Annotated in this window: 14 protein-coding genes; 8 read left to right on the top strand and 6 right to left on the bottom strand. The window is 61.2% G+C overall.

The features are described 5' to 3' along the window. The first annotated feature begins 80 nt into the window (after positions 1–80). Positions 81–2,816: an FUSC family protein gene (locus tag ACSQ36_RS05445; RefSeq protein WP_436181157.1), complete on the top strand. Its 2,736-nt coding sequence runs from the start codon at positions 81–83 to the stop codon at positions 2,814–2,816. A gap of 56 nt (positions 2,817–2,872) precedes the next feature. Here the strand turns inward: ACSQ36_RS05445 and ACSQ36_RS05440 are convergent, their stop codons facing one another. Together ACSQ36_RS05440 and ACSQ36_RS05435 are read right to left on the bottom strand one after the other, a co-directional pair. Then, entirely contained in the window at positions 2,873–3,079 is a 207-nt protein-coding gene (locus ACSQ36_RS05440; RefSeq protein ID WP_213763418.1) for a hypothetical protein, read from the bottom strand. A gap of 122 nt (positions 3,080–3,201) precedes the next feature. After that, positions 3,202–3,684 (bottom strand): Lrp/AsnC family transcriptional regulator, encoded by a 483-nt coding sequence (locus ACSQ36_RS05435; protein ID WP_213763421.1) that lies wholly within the window; start codon positions 3,682–3,684, stop codon positions 3,202–3,204. A gap of 144 nt (positions 3,685–3,828) precedes the next feature. Between ACSQ36_RS05435 and ACSQ36_RS05430 the strand changes: the two genes are divergently transcribed. Then, a complete protein-coding gene (locus ACSQ36_RS05430) occupies positions 3,829–4,371 on the top strand; it encodes a cysteine dioxygenase (protein ID WP_436181156.1) in 543 nt (180 codons plus the stop codon). Positions 4,372–4,407: 36 nt separating this feature from the next. Here ACSQ36_RS05430 and ACSQ36_RS05425 read toward each other — a convergent pair whose 3' ends face one another. The 3 genes from ACSQ36_RS05425 to ACSQ36_RS05415 form a co-directional block, all read right to left on the bottom strand. Continuing rightward, positions 4,408–6,969: a mechanosensitive ion channel family protein gene (locus tag ACSQ36_RS05425; protein ID WP_436181155.1), complete on the bottom strand. Its 2,562-nt coding sequence runs from the start codon at positions 6,967–6,969 to the stop codon at positions 4,408–4,410. Between the two features lie 166 nt (positions 6,970–7,135). Beyond that, a complete protein-coding gene (locus ACSQ36_RS05420; protein WP_213763427.1) occupies positions 7,136–7,633 on the bottom strand; it encodes a hypothetical protein in 498 nt (165 codons plus the stop codon). A 225-nt stretch (positions 7,634–7,858) separates the two neighbouring features. After that, positions 7,859–8,980 (bottom strand): ISAs1 family transposase, encoded by a 1,122-nt coding sequence (locus ACSQ36_RS05415; protein WP_436181154.1) that lies wholly within the window; start codon positions 8,978–8,980, stop codon positions 7,859–7,861. A 208-nt stretch (positions 8,981–9,188) separates the two neighbouring features. Here ACSQ36_RS05415 and ACSQ36_RS05410 point away from each other — a divergent pair, with 208 nt between their 5' ends. The 6 genes from ACSQ36_RS05410 (at position 9,189) to ACSQ36_RS05385 (ending at position 21,250) form a co-directional block, all read left to right on the top strand. After that, a complete protein-coding gene (locus ACSQ36_RS05410; protein ID WP_436181153.1) occupies positions 9,189–9,497 on the top strand; it encodes a hypothetical protein in 309 nt (102 codons plus the stop codon). Positions 9,498–10,195: 698 nt separating this feature from the next. Continuing rightward, entirely contained in the window at positions 10,196–11,026 is an 831-nt protein-coding gene (locus ACSQ36_RS05405) for an IclR family transcriptional regulator (protein WP_213763431.1), read from the top strand. Positions 11,027–11,626: 600 nt separating this feature from the next. Then, a complete protein-coding gene (locus ACSQ36_RS05400; RefSeq protein WP_213763433.1) occupies positions 11,627–12,982 on the top strand; it encodes an MdtA/MuxA family multidrug efflux RND transporter periplasmic adaptor subunit in 1,356 nt (451 codons plus the stop codon). 33 nt (positions 12,983–13,015) lie between these two features. Next, entirely contained in the window at positions 13,016–16,144 is a 3,129-nt protein-coding gene (locus tag ACSQ36_RS05395) for an MdtB/MuxB family multidrug efflux RND transporter permease subunit (RefSeq protein ID WP_436181152.1), read from the top strand. A 4-nt stretch (positions 16,145–16,148) separates the two neighbouring features. Beyond that, entirely contained in the window at positions 16,149–19,454 is a 3,306-nt protein-coding gene (locus ACSQ36_RS05390) for an efflux RND transporter permease subunit (protein WP_436181151.1), read from the top strand. A 1,139-nt stretch (positions 19,455–20,593) separates the two neighbouring features. Next, positions 20,594–21,250 carry an SDR family oxidoreductase gene (locus tag ACSQ36_RS05385; protein ID WP_436181150.1) on the top strand — a complete coding sequence of 219 codons (657 nt, stop codon included), beginning with the start codon at positions 20,594–20,596 and terminating at the stop codon, positions 21,248–21,250. Here ACSQ36_RS05385 and kdpE read toward each other — a convergent pair. After that, the gene (kdpE, locus tag ACSQ36_RS05380; protein WP_213763441.1) at positions 21,226–21,924 is read right to left on the bottom strand and encodes a two-component system response regulator KdpE; all 699 of its coding nucleotides are present in this window, start codon (positions 21,922–21,924) and stop codon (positions 21,226–21,228) included. The genes ACSQ36_RS05385 and kdpE overlap by 25 nt on opposite strands. Positions 21,925–21,930: the final 6 nt, after the last annotated feature.

The raw sequence follows: 21,930 nt of genomic DNA, 5'->3' as shown, positions 1-21,930 counted from the left end.
AGTGCCCCGACGTGGCATACCGAGACCATGGCGGGACCTGAGACACCCCGAAGATACCCGGGCAGCAAATTAGGAAGTCGATGCGTTACTCGCTAGAAATCAGAAAATTCATTTATAGCCAGTACTTCTTCGGTGGCTTGCGGATCGCCCTCGGCGTCTCGCTGCCGGCCATCCTGATGCTGACTGTATTTCACAATCGTGAACTCGGCTTCACCATTGCGACCGGCGCGCTGGGCGCGAGCGTCGTCGATATGCCGGGGCCGTTGAAGTACAAGCACAACGAGATGCTCGCCTGTACGGTGATCGGCTTCTTGTCCGCGCTGGCTACCGGTATTGCAAGCGCGAACGTGGTGACGCTATGGCTGGCCGTCGTGCCGCTTACCTTCGTGCTGTCGCTGGTGGTGGTATACGGCAACCGTTGGCCGCAGATCAGCTTCGCCACGCTCTTCATGATGATCGTGACGCTGGAGGATCATTTCACGCCCATGCAGGCGCTCGTCAACGCGTCGTGGATCCTGCTCGGCGGTCTTTGGTACACCTATTGGGCAACCTTTGTCAGCCGCTCATTGGTGTATCGGATCGAGCGCCAGGCGCTGGCTGAAAGCGTGTTCAGTTGCGCCGAGTATCTGATCGCGCGCTCGGCTTTTTACGATCTCGACGCCAATCTCGACGAGTGTTACCGAAAGCTGATCGAAAAACAGATCGCGGCGGTCGAGCGCCAGGACGCGGCCCGCGACATCGTGCTGCGCAACCTGCCGAAATTGAGAAGCGGCAAGCTCGATGCGCGCCGCGTCATGCTCTTCAACCTCTTCATCAACGTGGTCGACTTGCACGAGATGTTCGTGGGGGCGCACACCGATTACCCGCTCGTGCGCAACACGTTCGGCGGTGCGGACATTCTGATCTTCTATCGCGACCTGATGAGAAAGACCGCGCTCGATCTCGAGGACATCGGCCTGGCCGTGCTGCAAAACCGGCCGGCGCGGGCACGAATCAACGTGAAGGCAGAGTTGCGCGCGATCGAATACGAACTCGACCAGATGCGCCGGCACGACGTTCCGCAGAAAAATCCGGAAGCGTATTCGGCGGTGTCATCTGCCTTCAGGAGACTTTGGAGTGCGACACGGCTGATCGACAAAATGCGTCGCCAGACGCGGCACGATCCGAGCATCACGGAAACGGTGATTCGCGTCGATCCAACCTTGTCGCGTTTTGTGTCGAGCCGGCGCGTGCCGTTCATGCAGATTTTTTCGAACCTGACCATGGCCTCGCCGAGCTTCCGGCACGCACTGCGCGTGACCATCGCGGTGGGCGTGGGATTCTGGCTCGGCCGCTTGCTGCCGCTCACCAACGCGTACTGGATCGTGATGACGACGGTCATCATTCTCAAGCCCGGTTATTCGCTTACCAAACAGCGTAATGTGCAGCGGATCATTGGCACGGCGATCGGCTGTACGGCGTGCGTCGGGTTGATCCTGGTGGTGAAGGATCCGCATGTGTTGCTGGTCGCCATGTTCGCCTGCATGGTCATGAGCTACAGCCTGCTGCTGTTCAACTACACGGCAAGCGTGGTGTTCACGTCGGCTTATGTGTTGCTGATGCTGCACCTGCTCGCGCCGGGCGGCATGCGGCTGATTGGCGAACGCGCCATCGACACCGCCGTCGGATGCGCCATCGCGATTGCCGCCAGCCATCTCTTCCCGTACTGGGAATACCGCCTGATGGGCAAGCAGGTGCGCGACATGATCGGCGCAATGCGAAATTATCTCGAGGCAAGCTGGTGGTGGACCGGCAAGCCCTCCACTCACGCTGAAGCGAAGAGCACGGCGGACGCCAATCTTTTCGCCGATGCCAACGCCGGAATAGCGCAAGCAGCAACGGCCGCGCTTGCGCGGGTGGAAGCCGGCGAAACGGAACTCGCGGCAACGGCGAATGCGTCCCGGAGCTTGGCAAGTGAAGACGACGCGGGGCCTTCACCCATCGTGAGCGACCGGGCAACCGCTCTGGCGGAGACAGTGGTATCGAACGGAAGCAACGCCGCAGGCCTCGCGAACGACGAGATAGCCGCAAACGTCGATAGGCAAGCGGTCGTCGCGTCAGCCATAAATACGTCCGGCGAAGCACAATCTCCTGCGCCCATGAAGCAAGCGGACGGTTCGGCCAGGACGCTCGCGGGCGCGGCAGCGAAGACCGCAGATCAACCGGCCGTCACTGAAACGAGCAGCAAGCCCCCGGTCGCCGCATCGAAGAAAAAAGCCACCGGCGAAAGCGCAACCGCGACCGCCATTTCAGGTGCCTCCGCCGCCGCGGCCATTGCAGCAGAGGCGCTCGACAGCGACTTCCGCTACCGCCTCGCGCGCAAAAACGTGCATATAGCTTTTGCGAATCTCGCCCAGGCGTTTCAGCGCATGATGCTCGAACCGAAAGCGCAGCAAAGGTTCGTGCCCGAACTCAACGACCTGCTGATCCGCAGCCACGTGCTCGCGTCACAGATCACTGCAGCGGGGCCGTTGCTGCAATCGGTAGGGAAGTCTGCCGCGGGACACGCGGCGCAGCCCGTGCAGCGCGCGCTGACCGTGATCCGCGACAATCTAACGCAGGCGCAGGACGGCGTGCCCGCTCCCGAAGATCAAGCCGAGCAGTCGAAGCTACTCACGCGCGAACTGGATTCAATGGTGGTGGGTGCGGAGCGCGCCCAGGATATCCCGGTCGATGCCGTCCAGGATCTGAAGCTGCTTGCGCATCAGTGCAAGCAGATGCTGACGGCGTCGCTCCTGATTCGCAAGGACGCGAGCCTCATCAACCTGCCGGAATGACAACCGGGGCAGCGCCCAGTCATGCATAAACACATGAGCGGCAGGTCGAAAGAGCCTTATTGGGAAGCGCCCGTCGCAGGCGCAGCGGGAATGGTAGCGCTCGCCGCCTCCGGCGGATTGTCTCTTTCGTACTCGCGCTTGTCGCGAATCGCGTTGAAGAACAATGTGCCGATCACAAGCAGCACCACGACCACGATAAGAATACTGATCGCGAAAGTCGGGTTCTTCCGCGTCGGAGCCTTTTTGCGGCGGTCATCGGTCATGAAATTGAAGCTCTGAGTGGGATTGGACGAAGCGCACGATCTTACCCGACATGGATTTCAGAAGGGTTGCGGCAGCCTTTCCTTCCACCCCGCAGAACGCATTCCACCTCTCGCACAAAACCTCAGTTTCCCGTGACCCCGAGCGGGGATCGCACGGGCAGCGCGGTGGAATATTTGATCTGTTCCATCGCGAAACTCGAACTCACGTCGTAAAGCGGGACAGCACGAATCAGCGTTTTGTAGACACGGTCGTAATCGTCGATATCCGACACCACCACGCGCATCAGATAGTCCGTTTCCCCGCTCATCCGATACACCTCGACGACCTCGGGAATGTCGCGCACCGCGCGCGTGAAGTCCTCCGCCCAGTTCTGCGTGTGCTGATTGGTCTTCACCGCGACAAATACCGTTGTCCCGACCCCCAGCTTGCGCGGATCGCACAGCGCGACCTGAGCACGGATCACGCCGGTTTCCTTCAACCGTTGCACGCGCTTCCAGCATGGTGTTTGCGAGAGATTGACGCGCGTCGCCAGCTCGGCGATCGGCATTGTCACGTCTTCCTGCAGCAGCTCCAGCAACTTGCGATCGATAAGGTCCATGCCCATAGCCCGCCCCTTGTAGGAAATTATTCTACTTTTCCGTGTCTTGGCGAAATTATATGGAAACTTTTTCCACATGCAAACCGGTATAAAAGAGGCTCGGCTTTCCGCTCCTTTCCGCCTGATTCCGCCTTCCTGACGAGCCTCGCCATGACCCTTGCCCTTGATACAAAGTCGCCGCTCGCGCGGTTGTCCGAAACACTCGATCAAGCCTGCTGCCTCGATCCGTCGTCGGCGGGGTTCGCGCTTCGCGTGCGGTCGGCGCTCGATGGCTTGTCCCGGGAAACCGGTCTTTTGTCCGATGCCCAGCGTGAAGGCGGGCCGGATCGTTATCGGCGGCATTTGCTGGTCGCCGATCCGCTCGGCCGCTATGCCGTCGCCGCGCTTGTCTGGCAAGCCGGTCAGGCGAGCCCGGTACATGGCCATCACACGTGGTGCGCCTATACAGTGATTGAAGGAACGCTGTCCGAGACGCTGTTTGCGTGGGACGCCGACACGAATCGGGCGGTTCAAACGCGCCGCCACGAACGGGCGCAGGGCGCGGTGTCGTTTGTCGGCGCGGGCCGTGGGGCAATTCACCAGTTGGGCAACGCATCGGCGACGGGACGCACCGCGGTATCGCTCCATGTGTATGGCGTGCCCGGCGCGCACATCTCAACGCATGTCAATGATCTCGTCATGGTTGCCGCATAACACGCGGCGGCATCGGCAAACTGTACAACCCTCGTCCTACGCTTTCCCCGGCTCCGACGCCGTTGGAATCTGCGGCGGCACTTGCACAGATTGATCGGTCGGCGGCGGCGCGGCCTGGGATTTATGCGAAACATCGCGAGCCATGGCGGCCGCGCTGCGCTCCACCGGCGACAACGGAGCTGCTTCCGTCAGTTCCTCCAGATCGCTCAAGTCCGTGTCCATGCCCCCGGATTCCCGCGATACCCGCAGTTGCATTTGCGGCACCGGAACGTCCATGCCGATCTCGTCCATCTTGCGCTTGACCCTGACGTTAAATGCCCGCGCGACACTCCATTGCTTTAGCGGCAGCGTCTTGATCTGCCCTTTCACGACCATCCAGTTGGGATCGAAACGGTCCAGCCCCCACACTTCGATCGGCCCAAGCATCTCGCGCCGGTATCGGAAATCGGCCATCAATTCCGCGCCGACCTCACGAATCATCTGCGTGATCTGGTCGACATCGGCGGAAAACGGCACCCGCACTTCAAACACTGCATACGCGAAATCGCGCGACAAATTCTTCACCACCTTGATTTGCGAAAACGGAATGGCGTGAATCGCGCCCTGCCCGTCGCGCAGCCGTACCGTACGGATGGTCAGCGTTTCCACCACGCCCGCATGGCCGCCGTCGACCTCAATCGAATCGCCGACAGAAATGGTGTCCTCGATGATGATGAAAAGTCCCGTTATCAGATCGGCCACCAGCGACTGCGCACCAAAACCCACCGCCAGCCCGATCACGCCGGCGCCGGCAAGCAGCGGCGTCACGTTCAGCCCAAGATTTGCCGCGGTAATGATCGCGGCGACGCTCAGCAGTCCCACGAACACCACGTTGCGAATCAGCGGCAGCATGGTGCGCGCGCGCATGCTCGGACCGCGCCCTTTGCCGCGCGGCGTGTTCGGATTGAGCGCCTCCTGAATCCCCGTATCAATCAGGATCCACATCAGCCAGGCGATAAGAATGGTCAGCAGAATCGCGCTCACCGCATGCGTGATGCCGCGTGCGGCCACGCTTTCCTCCGCCAGTTTGGTGAGCGAAAAACCCCAGAAACGCGAGGCAAGTTCGAGGAAGGCCAACCAGATCATCAACACGACCATGCGTCCGAAGAACTTGAAAAGCCGTCGTACATAGGCCGATTGGCGGCGCGTCTTGCGTTGCGGCAGTCGCGTGACCCGCAACGCAACAGCGCTGAGAAACAGTCCGACCACCAGCAAGCCGGCGGTTGCGATCGCCATTTGCAGCACGTTCTCGGAGGTCCCGATGCCCGCCAACGTCGCGATCACTGAAGCCGATGCGAGCAGCAGCATTGGCACCTGCCAGAGCGAGCCGACTACTTCGAATGTTTCGGTCGCAGCCTTGTGCTGGCTGCGCTGCTCATACGAACGGCTGCGAATCAGATGGGACACGGGCCGCCGGAACGCCAACGTGAAATAGCCGGTCAGGATCGCCGCGCCCATGTTCGCGACCGTTGAGAGGAGCCCGGACAGATTCGTGCCGAGCTGTTGCGCCACGTCGTAGTTCGACGCGGCGTCGCCGAGCGCGCCGAGGGTGCCGATAAGAAATAACAGGCGGCGTGCATGCAGAATCAGCAGATGCACCGCCACCCGGCGATGCGCCGAGCCGAACAGCGAGAACATGATCAGGCAGATCGACGAAAACACGGCGCCCGCGACAATCGCGTACGCCGTGACCATCGCGAGCGTGCGGCCTAGCGATACCGGCATCAGCCGCACAAAAGTCAGCGCTGCGATGAACGCGAACAGGTATGGCCCGACCCGCCGCAGCGCGAAGATCAGAAGCTCGCTGGTGGTCGGATTGGCACGCAGCCCGAAATGCACCTGGTAACGCGCGTGCAAGTACCGCTGGAAGTAGACCAGCAGAAAAGCGCAGAGCCCCCAGCCCGTCAGCATCAGGCAATAGTTGAGCAGCGTGTGGCCAAAACTCTCGCGGCTCTGACCCGAAACAATGGTGAAAAGCTCATTGCCCGCGGCGTTCAGGCGACCGCCCCAATAATTAAACGGCGTACGCCCACGGCTGAAGTCCTCTTCCACACTCGACAGCCCCGACGCGATCGCCCCGAGCAGCCCTGTTTTGGGCGTGATAGCAGCGACGACCGACGACGCGGCCGTCGATGAACTGGCCGACGAGGCCGCAGCCACCTCCGGCAGCACTGCCGCGCCGGCCCCGTCGGACGCAGCGGACGCATCAGCCGGTTGCGCGGCGGCTTCGGCGTCACGCTTGGCGTCGCGCAGCTTTTTCAGTTGTGCGACCAGCGCCGTGCGTTCCCGGTCGTTGTCCAGCGTGGAGATGACCGTGTCGAGCGAGCGCGTCAGATCCGCGTCGCTGGGCGGACTGGCCGTGGCGTCCGCCGCACCCGAAGCCGCTGCGGCCCCCGAGCTTGGGTCCGACGCCGCAGGTTTGTTGATGAGTTCCTGAAACGACGGCAACGTGAGCGCAGGAGGGGCCGCGTTAGCGTTCAGGGCAAAAACAGTGAGCGCCGAGCTGACCAACGCTAATACCAGCGCGCCAGCGAGCGCCCGGATGCGGCTTGGTTTCATGGCGGTGCGCAATAGGCAAAAGAGGTAAAAGACCGCCAGTTTAGCCGCTGCGCTGAAATAATCTTTAGACAAAACAGTCACGCAGGTAACGAGATGTTAGCCCGCAAACGCCGTATTTACGGCGTCGAAAAGCGCGGCAGCCTCCACGGCTCCAGCCGGCTGTCACCTATTTGTCCATATCCGAGCGGGCGTTTCCAGGGTCCGCCGACGTAGCAGATGACCCGCTCGACGAATTGCCCGAACTTGTTCCTGATACGCCAGTCGCCCCGCTTTGACCCGTGGCCGAGCTTGCAGACCAGTCCTGCAATTTGCGCCCGGCGGACTGCAGGCCCGCACCGGTATCGCTTGCAGCATTGACGATAGCCGCGTTTGTTGCGCTCGCCGCACCCTCCAGATTGGCCCGCGCGGCTGCCGCCACGCCGCTCGCCGACATATCCGGCAAGGTGCCCGCCGACTGCACGTTCTGCTGCGCGGACTGCTTGACCGAGTCGACCTGCTGGTCGACATAGCTCGCCGCCTGATCGAATTTCTGGCCAGCCTGGCTGGCTACGTTGTTCAGCGCGCCGGCGACCTGTCCCGCCGCGGCGTCATGCTTCTCACACGCGGCGAGAAGTCCAAGCGCAACCACGGCGCCGGCCAGCCGGTTCATCCAGTTCTTTTGCATCGTCATTGTCCTGTTGGGCGAGCAAGCTGCAGCTGCCCGATTGTTACATTCACCGCTTCAACGGCTCTTTCGAACCCCATGATAACCGTGCACGCCAGCCCACTTCCGCCCAACCCGGCGATGCTGGCCGTTCGGCCAGGTTTCAGGCGTAGTCCCGAGAAATCGCAGTAACACCACCTGCATTGCCTCTGAACATTCAGGGCAATTGCACTAAAGGTTAAATTTCTATTCATGCCAGCCGAGGAGTTGAGCGAGATAGCGGTCGTTCGCACACGCTTTCAGACGGCGAATCTTCAGCCCCACCTTGGAAGTCGTATCGCGCTTGAGCAGGTTCATCACGATGCGCCGAAGGACAGCGAAGTTCTGCGCGGCGTTGTCCACCCGTACGCGGCACTGATCTTCGCCAAAGGCCATATCCAATACCCAGTGCATCGAATTTTCTATGCGCCAGTGGGAACGTACGGCCTGAGCGATCGTGAGTGCGTTAGGCGGGAGGCTGCTGATGTAATAACGGCGCTCGGTTGAAACGGCACCGTTGATCTCACGCGTGGCCTCGACCATCGCCACTGACCGCAGCTTCGGCCAGCGAGACAGGGCGTCCAGTGCGCAAGGCGTGTACGACAGCGCCACGCAGCGGCGTGTTTCGATGCGCCCGTGATCCTTGCCAATCTCCACATGTTCGTCGCACTCGTAGGCACCCGGCCAGCGCTCCAATGCTGCAAAGGCCTCATGGACCCGGTCCTTGAGTTTGCCCTGGTTTCCCTTGACGGCCAGCACGTAGTCAGCCTCGCCGTCCACGATCTTCTGCGCAATGCGCTGCTGACACCCCATGGCATCGATGGTGACAATCGCACCCTTAAGTAGCAGGGCGTCGAGTAGTTCCGGAATCGCCGTGATTTCGTTACTTTTGTCGGCCGTACGAACCTGCCCGAGCACCACGCCCAGTCCACAACCGTACGCTGATACCAGGTGAATCGCACGCTCACCTGCCCGATGCGAGCCACGCACGGTCTTGCCGTCGATCGCCACGACCTGATCGACAAGCGCCGGACACAGGTGGCTCATCCAGCGGATAAAGCAGGCTTCGAACTGCTTGGAATTAAGCGACGCAAACACCCGCCCGAAGGTGTCGTGAGAGGCAATGCCGTGCTCCAGCGGCACATAGCGGCGCAGCCAGTCCAGTTTTTCTGTGCCCCAAGTCTGGATCGCGACCCAGCTGTCTGCCCCGCTGAGGATCGCACACACCGCAACCATAAGCATCCCGCTCAGATCGTGAGCCGGCGTGCGCCTGCGAGGGTCTTTCAAATCACCAAACGCATCTTCAATACTCAGTGCTTCATCGTGCATCGTTTCGACCTGAAAAAGACGAAAGTAAACGCCTTTCCCGTCGAGTTAACAACCCTCTTTTTCTAACCCTTTGATTGTTAACGAGCCTTCATGCAATCGCCCTGTCTGAACATTGAAATTCAAGCCGCTTTAAGACGCTTCTGATTCATTTCATCGACGCCGCTCCTTATAGTGCGGCCATCCCTGAATTCGATATTGAAGTGTTCTCATGATCCTGATGAACCTGCTAGTTGCCCTCGTCGCCGGCATGATCCTTTTCGAGCCATTCACGCGCACGCCCATGTCGCGTTCAGTGCGCTTTTCCGACCATCGCAATCGTGCCATGCGTGCCTTTGTGCAGGCGGGTGTGGCGCTGGTCGCCGCAATGATTGTCGCTACCAGCAATCCTGCGCCGCAGCAGGTTTCTCCCGTGCTCGTGTTCGGCAGCTCGGCCGTGCTGGGTATAGCTAGCATCTATTGGGCACTACGCGGCCGGCGCTTGCTGAAACCCGGCAAGATGTTTGCCGCACACCGCTAGTGCGATAGATAAGGGCACGGGCCCTTTGCCGGATCAACCGCCCTGCAAATAGCGGCGCGTCTCACGATGCCCTTTCGTCTCGGAAGGGCATCGTCTTATTGGCGAAAGCATCCGGATCTTTTAGTTCACCCGAAAATACTAAACATGCGCGGGGAACAAGCTGAAAAGCCCTGAGATAAGGTAGCGTAACGGGTCGAGTCGAGTGCACGCGACATCCAGCGTCCATCATCAGCACCACAGCAAGGTCGGCACTGGCAACAACGCCGTTGCACGTGTGAACACGGATACGCTATCAGGATGGCGCCGTCCGGAACATGTTCGGGAGCGCTTTTCTTTTGACAGGCAAAAAAAAGGCGCTACGTTGCCGTAGCGCCTTAAAAGTTCTAGCCATTCCGAGGGCCGTGCTAGAACCTGAGAGCTGGTTATCGATCGCATTTCGATGCGCGAGATTCGCGCTTCCGAGGTACTTTCGAAATCGGGTTCCATTTTTTACGTTATGCGAAACCTAGTCAAGCGAAATTTCGAGGATTGAGCGACGATCTAACGGTAAGGTACGCGGGTTTGATGACAAAAACGGGTCCGGCAAATGCACCTTTTCATTGCTGGGTAATACGATTCCGGTGAGCGGTGGCGCGTGCTTAGTCAACTTCGACGAATGGCGTCTCCGGCCTTTCCAACGAAACCAAGTTCCGAAAATAATGCAAACCACTGAGAGCCGGCCCACGAGCCGGGAAAAGGAAAAAGGACGTGATGGTGAAGAAGTCGTCGCGTTGTCCCGAGGCCTCGACGTACTCCGTCGTATCGCCGCCGCCGACGCTCCGGTCAGCAATCGCGAACTAGCCGAATGGACGGGCATTCCAAAACCAACCATCTCGCGGCTGACGGCGACACTGGTAAGCGCCAATTTGCTGTTTCAATTACCCGACAGTGAGCGTTTCGTACTGACGGCTTCGGTCCTGGAGTTGAGCAACGGCTTCCTGCGCAACTTCGACATCCGGGCGCGGGCGCGGCCGTTTCTTATCGAACTGGCGGACCGGACCACGCTCAGCGTCCATCTGGCCGTACGCGACAGGCTGGATATGGTCGTCATCGATACCATCCGGCCGCGCTCGGCCGTGCTTGTATCGCGGCTCGAAGTCGGCTCGCGGATGGACCTGGGACGCACGGCGGTCGGCCGCGCGTATCTGGCGGCGCTCGGCGAGCCCGACAGGGCCAGTCTGCTCGACAGTCTGCGGATCGCGTCGGGCGACGACTGGCCGAGCATCGACGAAAGCCTGAAGCCGGGCCTGGAAGACGCGGTGCGCCGCGGCTTCGCCATCTCCACCGGCGAGTGGCATCACGGGCTCAATGCCGTGGCGGCGGGGTTCGTGGGGCCGTCGGGACAACGCTACGCGGTCAATTGCGGCGGCGCTGAGTATCAGGCCCCGCGCGACGCGCTGCTGAACAAGGTCGCCCCCGCTTTGCTCGAATGCGTCGCGAAAATCACGCACGAGATCGGCGGAACGCCGTCCGCGCGCCTCAGCGAATAACGTACTTCGCGCCTGACGCACAGCAAGACACCGACGTGCCGCTGTGTCCGCGCCGGTGCATCGGCACGTCGGCGCATCGGCACGTCGGGCCGCTCCCCGTCCTTGCCTGCGCTTGCTCGCGCATAGTAGTCAACGCACAACCGCGACCACAGCGGCCACCCCGGCGCAAAAACCCTTTGAGCACGCCTTGCCATGGCTTCGCGTGACTCGCAAAAGCACAACGCGATACGATGTCGGCCGGCGTTCACGGCCCTTGGCGCGTTATTTCCGCTTTGCCTTCTGTCCCCGTTGGGAATCGTAACGTTCGTAATCAATCGAAAGAAAGATAGCTGGACTGCAACGAAGCGCGGGACGTAGCATCACACTTCGCGCGCGGCCAAGCTTTCGATGCTTTCACTCAGGTGAACGCCACGCGAGCGCTCCGGGCGCCTAGGGCGTGCTCGCCGCATAACTGACCGCTGCGTCGCGTAAAGTGCGTGACGTATCAATCGACGGCGTTCCCGGCACGCGTCAGAACCGTGTGCGCGAACGCTGGCGGGCCAACACGCCAGCACCTCAAGACAGTTTCCGAGCCCACCGACTCACCGAGCCACTGAAACGATGGACGAACAAAAAAAACACCCAGCATCACCGCCTTACCCTGACGCCCGTTCGCCCACATCCCAAGCCTCGACTCCTCCTGTGTCCACCTCCCAGCCCCGCCGGCGCCGGCTTGGTTGGATCATCGTCGCGATCCTGGTCGTGGCGGGCCTGTTCGCATGGCATCCGTGGAACCGTGGCGGTGCCGATAACCCACAGCACGAGCGCCAGGCAGGCGGCGGCCGGCGCGGTGGCGGCGGTCCGGGCATGGGCGCTCCGCCGCAACCCGTACATGTGGCTACTGTGACGCAAGGCGAAATGCCGGTGGTGATCAACTCGCTCGGGACAGTGACGCCGCTGGCGTCGGTGACGGTCAAGACGCAGCTCAACGGCACGCTGCAGGACGTCGCCTTCCGGGAAGGGCAGATGGTCAGGAAGGGCGACGTCCTGGCTCAGATCGACCCTCGCCCCTATGAGATCTCGTTACGCAATGCACAAGGCACGCTCGCGAAAGACCAGGCGCTGCTGCAAACTGCCCGCCTCGACCTGAAGCGTTACCAGGTATTGCTCTCGCAAGACTCGATCGCAAGCCAGCAAGTGGACACGCAGGCGTCGCTCGTCCAGCAGTACGAGGGAATGGTCAAGTCGGACCAGGCGAACGTGGATACCTACAAACTCGACCTGACCTACGCGCGCATCACGGCGCCGGTGTCGGGCCGAGTCGGCTTGCGGCAGGTCGATCCGGGCAACTACGTGACGACCGGCGACACGAACGGCGTGGTGGTCATTACGCAACTGCAGCCCATCAGCGTCATTTTCACGACCTCCGAAGACAACCTCACCGCCATCCTGAAGCCGTTGCACACGGGCACGAAGATGTCGGTGACCGCTTATGACCGGGCCAACACCAAGTCGCTCGAAAGCGGTTATCTGGAAACAATCGACAACCAGATCGACACCACCACGGGCACCGTCAAGCTGCGCGCGACCTTCGACAACCAGGAGAGCATGCTGTTTCCGAACCAGTTCGTGAACACGAAACTACTGGTCGATGTCATCAAGGACGCGGTCATCGTGCCCACGCCCGCGGTGCTCAACGGTTCATCGGGCGCGTTTGTCTATGTGGTGAAACCGGACAATACAGTCACCGTACGCAACGTGAAGATCGGTCCGGTCGATGGTGAACGCACCAGCATCAGGACAGGTCTGGAAGTGGGCGAGCGTGTCGTGATCGACGGCTCCGACCGCCTGAAGGAAGGCGCGAAGATCACCATCCCGGCAGACAGGCCCAAAGGCGCTTCCGGTGCGTCCGGCGCGGCTGCGGCATCGGCTGCTTCGGGCGCGCATCGCGGCCACCATCGCAAGCAGCAACAATGATGTACTCATGATCCATAACCGCACTGCACCCGCATGAATCCATCGCGTCCTTTTATTCTGCGTCCGGTCGGCACGGCGCTGCTGATGGCGGCAATCATGCTGGTCGGCCTCGTTGCGCTGCGCTTCTTGCCGCTGTCCGCGTTGCCCGCTGTCGACTATCCGACCATCCAGGTGCAGACGTTTTATCCGGGTGCATCGCCGGACGTGATGACCACCTCGGTCACCGCGCCACTTGAAAAGCAGTTCGGGCAGATGGCGAGCTTGAACCAGATGTCGTCGCAAAGCTCGGCGGGCGCCTCCGTCATCACGTTGCAGTTCAGTCTCGACCTGCCGCTCGACATTGCCGAGCAGGAAGTCCAGGCGGCTATCAATGCGGCGGGCAACCTGCTGCCGTCCGACCTGCCCGCCCCGCCGATCTACGCAAAGGTGAACCCTGCGGATGCGCCCATCATCACGCTCGCGATCAGCTCGAAGACCTTGCCGCTCACGCAGGTCCAGGATCTCGCCGATACCCGGCTCGCGCAGAAGATCTCGCAAGTCGGCGGCGTGGGGCTGGTGTCGGTCAGCGGCGGTAATCGGCCGGCTGTCCGGATCCAGGCGAACACGCGTGCACTGGCGTCGTACGGTCTGAACATCGACGACTTGCGCACCACCATCTCGAACCTGAACGTCAACACGCCGAAGGGTAATTTCGATGGCCCCTCGCGGGCCTACACGATCAACGCGAACGACCAACTGACCGACGCCAGCGCGTACCAGAGCGCGGTCATCGCTTACAAGAACGGCCGGCCGGTCATGCTGACCGACGTGGCGACCGTCGTCTCAGGGCCGGAAAACACCAAGCTCGGCGCGTGGGTGGACAACACGCCGGCCATCATCCTGAACGTGCAGCGCCAGCCGGGCGCGAATGTGATTGCGGTTGTCGACGGCATCAAGAAGATCCTGCCGCAGTTGCAGTCAGCGCTGCCGGCTGCGCTCGACGTGCGCATCGTCACCGACCGGACCACGACCATCCGCGCCTCGGTGCGCGACGTGCAGTTTGAACTGGCGCTCTCCGTGGTGCTGGTCGTGCTCGTGATCTACCTGTTCCTCGCGAACGTCTGGGCCACGCTGATTCCGAGCTTGTCCGTACCGGTTTCGCTGATCGGCACGCTGGCCGTCATGTATCTGTGCGGCTTTTCGCTCGACAACCTCTCGCTGATGGCATTGACCATTGCAACGGGTTTTGTCGTCGATGACGCCATCGTGATGATCGAGAACATTGCGCGTTACGTGGAAGAAGGAGAGTCACCGCTCGAAGCGGCGCTCAAGGGTTCGAAGCAGATCGGCTTCACCATTATTTCGCTGACTGTCTCGCTGATCGCGGTGCTGATTCCGCTGCTGTTCATGGGCGACGTAGTCGGGCGGCTGTTCCATGAATTCGCGATCACGCTGGCGGTGACCATCGTGATCTCGGCGATCGTCTCGCTCACGCTCGTGCCCATGCTGTGCGCGAAGTTGCTGCGCCACACGCCGCCGAAGGAAAGCCACCGCTTCGAAGCGCGCGCGCATCAGTTTATCGACTATGTGATCGGGCGTTATGGCGTTGCGTTGACCTGGGTGCTCGACCGGCAGCGCTCGACCCTGGTGGTCGCCCTGCTCACGCTCGTGCTCACTGCCCTGCTCTATATCTGGATTCCGAAAGGCTTCTTTCCGATCCAGGATACCGGCGTGATCCAGGCGATTACGCAGGCGCCGCAAGCCGCGTCTTACCAGGCCGTGGCCGAACAACAGCAAGCGCTCGCCGCGCAGGTCCTGAAGAACCCGGACGTTGAGAGCCTGACCTCGTTCATTGGCGTGGACGGGACCAATATCACGCTGAATAGCGGCCGGATGCTGATCAACCTGAAACCGCGCGACGACCGCAGCAATACGTCGAGCGACGTGATCCGCACCCTGCAGAAAGACGTGGAGAACATTCCAGGCATCCGGCTCTACATGCAGCCGGTGCAGGATCTGACTATCGATTCCACTGTCAGCCCGACCCAATACCAGTTCATGCTGACGGATCCGAATTCGGCGGAGTTCGCGCAATGGGTGCCGAAGCTGACGGCGCGGCTCCAGCAATCGCCGGAACTGGCGGATGTCGCGACCGACCTGCAGCAGAACGGTCAGTCGGTGTACGTGGAAATCGACCGGTCGACGGCGGCGCGCTTCGGCATCACGCCCGCCACCGTCGATAACGCCCTCTACGACGCATTCGGCCAACGCATCATCTCGACCATCTTCACGCAGTCGAACCAGTATCGCGTGATCCTTGAGTCCCAGCCGACCGAGGCGCATTACAGCGAGACGCTGAGCGGCATCTACCTGCCCTCCTCCACGGCAAGCTCGGGGCAGGTGCCGCTGTCGGCCATCGCCACTTTCCATGAGCGCGCGGCACCGCTGCTGGTCACGCACCTCGGGCAGTTCCCCGCGACCACGGTCTCGTTCAACCTCGCTCCCGGCGCGTCGCTGGGCGCGGCCGTGAAAGCGATCGATCAGGCGCAGAAGGACATCGGCTTGCCGCCCTCGTTCCAGATCCGCTTCCAGGGCGCGGCGCTGGCTTTCCAGGCATCGCTGTCGAACGAACTGTTCCTGATCCTGGCTGCGATCGTCACCATGTATATCGTGCTCGGCGTGCTGTACGAGAGCTTTATCCACCCGATCACGATCCTGTCCACGCTGCCCTCGGCGGGCGTCGGCGCGCTGCTTTCGCTGATGATTACCGGGCACGATCTCGACATCATCGGGATCATCGGGATCGTGTTGCTGATCGGCATTGTGAAAAAGAACGCCATCATGATGATCGACTTCGCGCTGGAGGCCGAACGCGAGCAAGGCAAGAGTCCGCGCGATGCAATCTATCAGGCGTGTTTGCTGCGTTTCAGGCCGATCCTGATGACCACCATGGCCGCGCTCCTCGGCGCTTTGCCGCTGATGCTCGGCTGGGGAGCGGGCTCCGAATTGCGGCGGCCGCTCGGGATCGCGATTGTGGGCGGGTTGATCGTGTCGCAAGCGCTGACGCTCTTCACCACGCCGGTAATCTATCTCGGCTTCGATTCGCTCGCGCGCCGCGTGCGTGCGCGTTTCTACCGGAACGCGCCGCCTCGGCCGGCGAGCCCGGCGAGCGATACGGAGTAAGCGCATGAACCTGTCGCAACCGTTCATCGCGCGCCCGGTCGCTACCACGCTGCTGGCTATTGGCATTGCGCTCGCCGGCCTGTTCGCGTTCACCAAGCTGCCGGTCGCGCCGTTGCCGCAAGTCGATTTCCCGACCATTTCGGTCCAGGCGAGCTTGCCTGGCGCGAGTCCGGAAACTGTCGCGACCAGCGTGGCGAGTCCGCTGGAGCGCCATCTGGGTTCAATAGCCGACGTCACCGAAATGACGTCGCAAAGCTCGGTCGGCGCAGCGCGGATCACGTTGCAGTTTGGTTTGAACCGTGACATCGATGGCGCCGCGCGCGACGTGCAGGCCGCGATCAACGCGTCGCGCGCCGATCTTCCCACTGCGCTGAAAAGCAATCCGACGTACCACAAGGTCAACCCCGCCGACGCGCCGATCCTGATCCTCGCGCTCTCCTCGCCTACGCGGACGGCCGGTTCGCTCTACGATTCGGCCGCGACCGTGCTGCAGCAAACGCTCTCCACCGTGCCCGGTGTGGGCGAAGTGGACGTGAGCGGCTCGGCGAATCCGGCCGTGCGGGTGGAGCTGGAACCGAACGCGCTGTTCCACTACGGCATCGGGCTGGAAGATGTCCGCGCGGCGCTGGCGTCAGCGAATGCGAACAGTCCGAAGGGCGCCATCGAGTTCAATGGCACCCACTTCCAGCTTTATACGAATGACCAGGCGAGCAAGGCCGATCAGTATCGCGACCTGGTGGTGGCTTACCGGAACGGCGCGGCGGTGCATCTGCGAGACGTAGGTGAAGTCGTCGATTCGGTCGAGGACCTGCGCAACCTCGGTCTGATCAACGGCAAGCGCGCCGTGCTCGTGATCCTTTACCGGCAGCCGGGCGCGAACATTATCGACACCATCGACCGTGTGAAAGCGATGGTGCCGCAACTCCAGGCCGCGTTGCCGGCTGACATCGAGATCACGCCTACGGCCGATCGCTCGACCACGATCCGAGCGTCGCTGCACGATACGGAATTCACGCTGATTGTCGCGGTGGCGCTGGTCGTGATGGTCGTGTTCCTGTTCCTGCGGAACTGGCGCGCAACGCTAATTCCCAGCGTGGCCGTGCCGATCTCGATCATCGGCACGTTCGCGGCCATGTATCTGCTCGGCTTCTCGCTCGATAACCTCTCGCTGATGGCCTTGACCATTGCGACGGGCTTCGTGGTCGACGACGCCATCGTCGTGCTCGAAAATATTTCGAGGCACATAGAGAACGGCGTCCCGCGCATGAAAGCCGCCATTCTTGGCGCGCAGGAAGTGGGTTTCACCGTGCTGTCGATGAGCATTTCGCTGGTCGCCGTGTTTCTTCCTATCCTATTGATGGGCGGCATTGTCGGGCGGTTGTTCCGCGAATTCGCATTGACGCTGTCGTTGGCGATTGCCGTTTCGCTGGTCGTCTCGCTGACGGTCACGCCCATGATGTGCGCGCGTTTGCTGCATGAACCGCACGAACAAAAGCCGCCCGGCCGGTTTTCACGCTGGCTTGAACGCCAGTTCGTGCGGATGCAGAACGGATACGCTCGTACGCTTGGCGTGGCGCTCGCGCATCCGAGGATTGTGTTGCTGGTGTTGCTCGCAACCATCGGTTTGAATGTGTATCTGTACATCATCGTGCCGAAGGGATTTTTCCCGCAGCAGGATACGGGGCGGCTCGTTGGCGGCATTCAGGCCGACCAGAGCACATCCTTCCAGGCGATGAAAGGCAAGTTTTCCGAGATGATGCGGATCGTGCAAGCCGATCCGGCTGTGGAAAGCGTCGCCGGGTTCACGGGTGGCCGGCAGACCAACTCGGGCTTCATGTTCATCTCGCTGAAGGCCAAGAAGGACCGCAAGGTATCGGCCGAAGAGGTGATCCAGCGGCTGCGCGCGCCACTTTCGGACGTCGCGGGCGTGCGAACCTTTCTGCAAGCGGTGCAGGACATTCGCGCGGGCGGACGGCAATCGAATGCGCAATATCAGTTCACGCTGCTGGCTGATTCCACCACCGATCTTTACACGTGGGGGCCGAAGCTCACCGACGCTCTCCTCACCCGCCCCGAACTCGCCGATGTCAATTCGGACCAGCAGCAAGGCGGCCTGGAATCGTTTGTGACGATCGACCGGGCGACGTCCGCGCGCCTGGGCATCCAGCCGGCGCAGATCGACAATACGCTCTACGACGCGTTTGGCCAGCGCCAGGTGTCCACCATCTACAACGAGTTGAGCCAGTACCACGTGGTGATGGAAGTCGCGCCGAAATACTGGCAAGACCCGGAGATGCTCAAGCAGATTTATGTGAGCACGTCGGGCGGGACCGCGAGCGGAGCGGCATCGACGAACGCGACCACGACGACTTCCACGGCTACTTCTGCGTCCACGAGTTCGAGCAGCGTTTCGTCAACTGACACGACTAGCGCGCTGGCATTGGCGTCCATCCGCAATGCCGCGACCAACGCCATTGCCGCGAGCGGGAAGTCCAGTTCATCGGCGGGCGCGGCTGTGTCGACGTCGCAGGAGACCATGATCCCGCTCTCGGCTATTGCCAAGTTCGGGCCGGGCAACACGCCGTTGTCGGTGAATCACCAGAGCCAGTTCGTGGCGTCGACCATCTCGTTCAACCTGCCGCCCGGCAAGTCGCTCTCCGATGCCACCGCCGCCATCTACGACACCATGGCGACCCTTGGCGTGCCCAGCACGATCCACGGCAGTTTCGCGGGCACGGCGCAGCAATTCCAGGATTCCACGAAAGATCAGCCGATCCTGATCCTGGCGGCGCTTGCTGCGGTGTATATCGTGCTTGGGATTCTGTACGAGAGTTACATCCATCCGATTACGATTCTCTCGACGTTGCCGTCGGCGGGGATTGGCGCGTTGCTCGCGCTGCTGCTGTTCAGGACGGAGTTCAGCATCATTGCGTTGATCGGGGTGATCTTGCTGATCGGCATTGTTAAGAAGAACGCGATCATGATGGTCGATTTTGCGATCCAGGCGCAGCGGCATGGGGCTGCAACGTCTCGCGAGGCGATCGAGCAGGCGTGCTTGCTGCGCTTCCGGCCGATCATGATGACAACGGCTGCGGCGTTGCTGGGTGCGTTGCCGTTGGCGTTCGGCAATGGCGAGGGATCGGAGATGCGCGCACCGCTGGGGATCGCGATTGTGGGCGGGTTGATCGTGAGTCAGTTGCTGACGCTCTATACAACACCGGTGGTTTATCTTTATATGGACCGGATCCGGATTTGGTCGGAGGAACGGCGCGCGCGCCGAGCTCCGCCGAGGGGTGCTCAGGTTGAGTGAGCGGAGGTGGTTGGTGCCGGGGGGTGTTTTTGGGGTTAGTGGTTGGGGTCTATGCTGGGTTGGTGCTTTCGGCGTTGGTGGTCGGGGGGTTATGCCGGGTTGGTCGGTTTTGGGGTTAGCGGTCGGGGTCAGTGCTGGGTTGGTGCTTTCGGCGTTAGTGGTCTGCGAGAGTCGGATTTTCTCTTTGTCACTGTTAGCCACTGTGCGTGGCGGCACGTCATTTCTTTGTCCAAAGCGACAAAGAAACGAAGCAAAGAAAACGCTTTCAAACACGCTACCCTAAGTGTCCACAGCGTGCAGTTTCTATTCATAGGTGCCCCAAAAGCACGGTGCTCGCCAGAACCACGGATGTTTGAACCCCTCCTTCTCGCGAATCCTGACACGAACACGCTTCGCCCCGTACGCTCTCGGGCAAGCACGAATTGCCGAGGGACCCGCACGGCCTCACGCGTATTCGCTGCCGCGTTTCTTGGAGCGTTGGCCAAGCGTCCGCTGTTTTTTGGTGGGCTACACGGCCGAACGCATATTTACGGCTTCATGTTTAGTGGGTTGTTGCACGGCCTGCACGATTCTTTTCGCCAGCTATGGCCCCGTACACCGTTGCGGCTTCGTTTCTAGGAAGGTTGGCTACGAGGTTCGTTACGCGTACACATTTGGAGGGAGGTCGTCCGCGGATAGCGCGGGGTGAACCTTGGGCAGGTTCAATCACTGGTGGCGAAGCGTGTGGGTATCCGTGTTCGGAGAAGGAGGGGTTCACACATCCTTCGCTCTGGCGAGCACCGTGCTTTTGGGGCACCTATGAATCAAAACTGCACGCTGTGGACACTTAGGGTAGCGTGGTTTGAAAGCGCTTTCTTTGCTTCGTTTCTTTGTCGCTTTGGACAAAGAAATGACGTGCCGCCACGCACAGTGGCTAACAGTGATAAAGAGAAAATCCGACTCTCGCAGGCCACTAACGCCGAAAGCACCAACCCGGCATTGACCCCGACCACTAACCGCGGAACCAGGCACCCCAGCATCAACCCCGACCGCTCCCCCCCCAAACCCGTCCACCGGCGCGAGCACTCCCCCCGTGCATGAATTCCAAAAATCGCTTAACGTTTTAGCTCCTGCCCACAAACAGAAGGAGCGAAAAAGCAATGAAAATCCTGCTCATCGGCGCGCACGGCCGGACCGGCCGCCACATTGCCCGGCAACTCCGCGCCGCATCCCTCCCCTTCAAAGTCTTGCTGCGCAAATCCGCACACCGCGGTGAGTTCGCCGCACTTGGCGCCGAAATAGTACTCGGCGATCTGACCCACGATTTCTCCCACGCCTTCGACGACGTCACGCACGTCATCTACGCCGCAGGATCGGCGGAAAGCGAAGGCGTGAACGAGGAACGCGCGATCGATCGCGACGCCGTCCAACGCACCGCCGATTACGCGAAACGCCGCCGCACAAAACAACTCGTGGTCATCAGCGCGATCTCCGCCTACTGGCCGGAATCCAGCCCGTTGCCGCTCAAGCACTACTCGAAAATGAAGCGCGAAGCCGACGACTACGTCCAGGCAAGCGGCGTCCCGTATGTGATCTTGCGACCAGGACCGCTTTCCAATGACATCGGCCGGGGCACGATCGCGCTCTCCACGCAACGCAGCGCGGATGCAGCGCCCGTTTCGCGCGATGACGTTGCACGCGTCACAGTGGCATGCATCAAACGCGGTGTGCGCGACGAGGTGATCGGGTTTGTCGGCGGCGACGTGCCAATAGACGATGTGCTCGACGCAGTTCAGACAGCCCCGATCAGCCGATAACCCACGCCGGTCTCAGTAACAATATGCTCCGGCTGCGCGGCATCACGTTCAAGTTTCTGCCGCAGGTGCGCCATGTAAATGCGCAAGTAGTGGTGGCTTTCCACATGCGACGGCCCCCACACTTCGCGCAGTAACTGGCGATGCGTCAGCACGCGGCCGGCGTGCCGCACCAGCGTGGAGAGCAGCCTGTATTCAATCGGCGTCAAATGCACGGGCGCACCGCCACGCGTGACCTGGCGAAGACCAAGATCAATGACTACATCGCCGAATTTCACCAAAGGCGATTCACTCGACGCGGCCTGGTTGCGTCGCCGCAAATGCGCCCGAATCCGCGCCATCAGTTCCGATACACCAAACGGCTTGGTCAGGTAATCGTCGGCGCCCGCATCCAGCGCCGCGACCTTCTCCTCTTCCTGCGTACGCGCCGATAACACGATCACCGGCAATTCGGTCCAGCTTCGCAGTTCGCGGATTACATCGAGACCGTCGGTATCGGGCAGGCCAAGATCGACAATCACGAGATCAGGCTTGCGCGTGGCCGCCTCCACCAGCCCCTGCTTGCCCGTTTCCGCCTCGTGCACGGTAATGCCCTCAGCCTCGAGCGACGCGCGCACAAAGCGGCGAATCTGCTTTTCGTCCTCGATCAACACAACAGTGAGGTTAGGTTCGCTCATGGGGCT

The organism is Caballeronia sp. LjRoot34, assembly GCF_964253815.1.
Classification (GTDB): Bacteria; Pseudomonadota; Gammaproteobacteria; order Burkholderiales; family Burkholderiaceae; genus Caballeronia.
The sequence above is the reverse complement of the archived record's forward strand: the minus strand, read 5'-3'. Positions and strand labels throughout refer to the sequence as shown.

Excerpts from the sequence above, each read along its gene's own strand:
- ACSQ36_RS05445 (WP_436181157.1), top strand. The coding sequence starts at position 81 with ATGCGTTACTCGCTAGAAATCAGAAAATTCATTTATAGCCAGTACTTC.
- ACSQ36_RS05400 (WP_213763433.1), top strand. The coding sequence starts at position 11,627 with ATGGACGAACAAAAAAAACACCCAGCATCACCGCCTTACCCTGACGCC.
- ACSQ36_RS05440 (WP_213763418.1), bottom strand. The coding sequence starts at position 3,079 with ATGACCGATGACCGCCGCAAAAAGGCTCCGACGCGGAAGAACCCGACT.
- ACSQ36_RS05405 (WP_213763431.1), top strand. The coding sequence starts at position 10,196 with ATGCAAACCACTGAGAGCCGGCCCACGAGCCGGGAAAAGGAAAAAGGA.
- ACSQ36_RS05415 (WP_436181154.1), bottom strand. The coding sequence starts at position 8,980 with ATGCACGATGAAGCACTGAGTATTGAAGATGCGTTTGGTGATTTGAAA.
- ACSQ36_RS05410 (WP_436181153.1), top strand. The coding sequence starts at position 9,189 with ATGATCCTGATGAACCTGCTAGTTGCCCTCGTCGCCGGCATGATCCTT.
- ACSQ36_RS05385 (WP_436181150.1), top strand. The coding sequence starts at position 20,594 with ATGAAAATCCTGCTCATCGGCGCGCACGGCCGGACCGGCCGCCACATT.
- ACSQ36_RS05395 (WP_436181152.1), top strand. The coding sequence starts at position 13,016 with ATGAATCCATCGCGTCCTTTTATTCTGCGTCCGGTCGGCACGGCGCTG.
- ACSQ36_RS05435 (WP_213763421.1), bottom strand. The coding sequence starts at position 3,684 with ATGGGCATGGACCTTATCGATCGCAAGTTGCTGGAGCTGCTGCAGGAA.
- ACSQ36_RS05390 (WP_436181151.1), top strand. The coding sequence starts at position 16,149 with ATGAACCTGTCGCAACCGTTCATCGCGCGCCCGGTCGCTACCACGCTG.
- ACSQ36_RS05425 (WP_436181155.1), bottom strand. The coding sequence starts at position 6,969 with ATGAAACCAAGCCGCATCCGGGCGCTCGCTGGCGCGCTGGTATTAGCG.
- ACSQ36_RS05430 (WP_436181156.1), top strand. The coding sequence starts at position 3,829 with ATGACCCTTGCCCTTGATACAAAGTCGCCGCTCGCGCGGTTGTCCGAA.
- ACSQ36_RS05420 (WP_213763427.1), bottom strand. The coding sequence starts at position 7,633 with ATGCAAAAGAACTGGATGAACCGGCTGGCCGGCGCCGTGGTTGCGCTT.
- kdpE (WP_213763441.1), bottom strand. The coding sequence starts at position 21,924 with ATGAGCGAACCTAACCTCACTGTTGTGTTGATCGAGGACGAAAAGCAG.